Source organism: Streptomyces sp. NPDC004658, from assembly GCF_040609555.1.
In the GTDB taxonomy this organism is placed as follows: domain Bacteria; phylum Actinomycetota; class Actinomycetes; order Streptomycetales; family Streptomycetaceae; genus Streptomyces.
Genome location: NZ_JBEXKG010000339.1, coordinates 1 through 3,008, shown reverse-complemented (window position 1 = coordinate 3,008; position 3,008 = coordinate 1). Strand labels below are relative to the sequence as shown.

Here is a 3,008-nt window from a genome sequence, read left to right as displayed (position 1 = left end):
CCGCCCACGGCCCGGACACCGGCGCGGGGGCGCGGGCGCTGCCGGCGCTCGCCTGGCTGGTGGCCGGGCAGGGCCTGACCGCGCTCGTCTCCGGGCTGCTGGGCCGGCGCCGGGCCACCGCCCTGCGCGCGGCGGCGGCACCCGTGCTGCGGGTGCTCGTACGGGAGGGCGCCGACGGCGACACCGAGGTCCTCGCCGCCGACGACACGGCCGGGGTCCGTCCCCTGTTCCGCGTGGCCGTCATGGAGGTCCGGGACGACGGCCCCGACGACGAGGACGACGAGGACGACGAGGACGACGAGGGCGACGAGGGCGACGAGGACGACGACGAGGAGCTGGAGGAGTTCCTGGAGCGGATCGACCGGGAGGGGCCGGGGCCGCTGCGGGAGGCCCTGCTGTACGGCGTGCCGTACGACGGTGCCGAGGTCCTCCTGGTCACGGCCGCGGAGGAGGCGGACGCGCCGCCGGTGCCGGAACGGTCCTCGGGACCCGTGCGGCCCCTGTCCGAGGCGTCGGTACGGCGGCTGACGGCCGCCGAGAAGCGCCGGGCGGCCCGTCGGGCGGCGCATGCGCGGCTCAGCCGGTCGGCCGCGGAGGCGGTCGCACGGGAGGCGGACGGCGCGGCACCGCCGGGCATACGGCAGTGGCGCGCGGGGCTGCTGCACCGGCTCTGCGCGGTGCTGCTGGTGGTGTGGGGGAGCGGCTTCTTCTGGGGCGGGACCGGCGGATGGCACCACCCGCTCGCCGCTCTCGCCGGCTTCGTCGGGGCGCTGTGGCTGCCCCACTGGCTCGCCTGGCGGATCACGGCCGACAGCGAGGGCCTGTGGTTCAACGGGCTGCGCGGCCCCCGGCACATCCCGTGGGACGAGATCAGGACCGTCGTGTGCACGGGCACCGAACTGAAGGTGGACAGCCGGCGGGCCTCCTTCACGCCCTGGTCCGCTGCCGCTCCCCGCTGGCCCTGGCTGGAGCGCCGGTTCGGGCTCCTGCATCCGCACGAGCGGGCCGCGGGCGAGATCACCGCCCTGTGGCGCGACCCGTCGCTGCGCCCGGTCGTCCCCGCCGACGCCCGCCGGCGGGGACGACCGCTGTGGCCCCTGGCGCTGGTGCTCGCGGCCGGCTGGACGGCGGCCTTGCTGTTCCTGTGGTGAGCGCGGACGGCGGGGCCCCGGGCCGTCAGATGCCGGCAGCCGCCGACAGGTCGCGCTTGACGGCCGTCAGCAGCTCCGTCGCGCGGGCGCGGGCCGCCGGCAGGCCGGCGTGCGCGGACACCGGTACGACGACCTCCAGGTAGCACTTCAGCTTCGGCTCGGTCCCGCTGGGGCGGACGATGACCCGGGCGCCGTCCAGGGTGTAGCGCAGGCCGTCCGTGGGCGGCAGCTGCTCCGTGCCCCGGGTCAGGTCCTCGGCGCGGGTGACGGGCAGGCCCGCCAGCTCGGTCGGCGGCCGCTCGCGCAGACGGCGCATCGCGTCCGCGATGAGCGACAGGTCCTGCACGCGCACGGACAGCTGGTCGGTGGCGTGCAGGCCGTGCTCCACCGCGAGGTCGTCGAGCAGGTCGAGGAGGGTACGGCCCTCCTCCTTCAGCACGGACGCCAGCTCGGTGATCAGCAGCGCGGCGGTGATGCCGTCCTTGTCGCGCACGCCCTCGGGGTCCACGCAGTAGCCGAGGGCCTCCTCGTAGCCGTAGCGCAGGCCGTCGACGCGGGCGATCCACTTGAAGCCGGTCAGGGTCTCCTCGTAGGGCAGCCCCGCCTTCCCGGCGATCCGGCCGAGCAGCGAGGAGGAGACGATCGACTCGGCGAAGGTGCCCCGGGCGCCACGGCGGACCAGGTGGGCGGCGAGCAGGGCGCCGACCTCGTCGCCGCGCAGCATCCGCCAGTCGCCGCCGTCCTTCACGGCCACCGCGCAGCGGTCCGCGTCGGGGTCGTTGGCGATCACCAGGTCCGGGTCGGTGTCCCGGGCCCGCGCGAACGCCAGGTCCATCGCGCCCGGCTCCTCCGGGTTCGGGAAGGCGACCGTCGGGAAGTCCGGGTCCGGGTCGGCCTGCTCGGCGACCAGTACCGGCTCGGGGAAGCCGGCGCGGGCGAACGCCGCCAGCAGGACGTCCCGGCCGACGCCGTGCATCGCCGTGTAGACCGTGCGGGCGGTACGGGGGGAGGCGGGGTCCAGTACGGCGTCTGTGCGGGCGAGGTAGGCGTCCAGGACCGACTCGTCCAGCGTCTCCCAGCCGCTCTCCGGGCGGGGTACGTCGTGCAGGGAGGCGATCGCGTCGATCTCGGCGGCGATCTCCGCGTCGGCGGGCGGGACGATCTGGGAGCCGTCGCCGAGGTAGACCTTGTAGCCGTTGTCCCGGGGCGGGTTGTGGCTGGCGGTGACCTCGACGCCGGCGACCGCGCCGAGGTGCCTGATCGCGAAGGCCAGGACGGGGGTGGGCAGCGGGCGGGGGAGTACGGCCGCGCGCAGGCCGGCGCCCGTCATCACGGCGGCGGTGTCCCGGGCGAAGTCGGCGGACTTGTGGCGGGCGTCGTAGCCGATGACGACGAGTCCACCGGTGTGGCCGTTCTTCCTCAGGTACGCGGCGAGGCCGGCGGCGGCGCGGATGACGACGCTGCGGTTCATGCGCATCGGGCCGGCGCCCAGCTCGCCCCGCAGACCGGCGGTGCCGAACTGGAGCGTGCCGGAGAAGCGGGCCGACAGCTCCTCGACGGCACCGGCGTCGATCAGTCCGGCCAGTTCGTCGCGGGTCTCCTGGTCCGGGTCCTCGGCGAGCCAGGCCTTGGCCCGGGCGATGAGATCGTCGTGCACCTTGGGATCAACCTCTCCTGTGTTTGCGTGGTCCGACCGGGGGTTCCGCCCCCGGACCCCGTTCTTCGTGCTGCGTTCGCGCGGGGGCACGAGCGGCTCGCCGCCCCGACCGCGGCGGGGAAGGGGGCCTGCGGCATCGCGCGCGGCTCGGGGCCGCGCCCGCCGCGCGCCGCACGCCACCGGCGGTACGGCGAGGCGGC

The 3,008-nt window shown here is 76.2% G+C and carries 2 protein-coding genes; one reads left to right on the top strand and one right to left on the bottom strand.

What is annotated here, in order from left to right:
- The coding region (locus ABZV94_RS40990; protein WP_356350131.1) for a hypothetical protein at window positions 1–1,151 on the top strand (1,151 nt) is incomplete at its 5' end.
- Window positions 1,152–1,176: 25 nt separating this feature from the next.
- Here the strand turns inward: ABZV94_RS40990 and ABZV94_RS40985 are convergent.
- On the bottom strand, window positions 1,177–2,808 hold the full coding sequence (locus ABZV94_RS40985) for a phospho-sugar mutase (protein WP_356350129.1): 1,632 nt from the start codon (window positions 2,806–2,808) through the stop codon (window positions 1,177–1,179).
- Window positions 2,809–3,008: the final 200 nt, after the last annotated feature.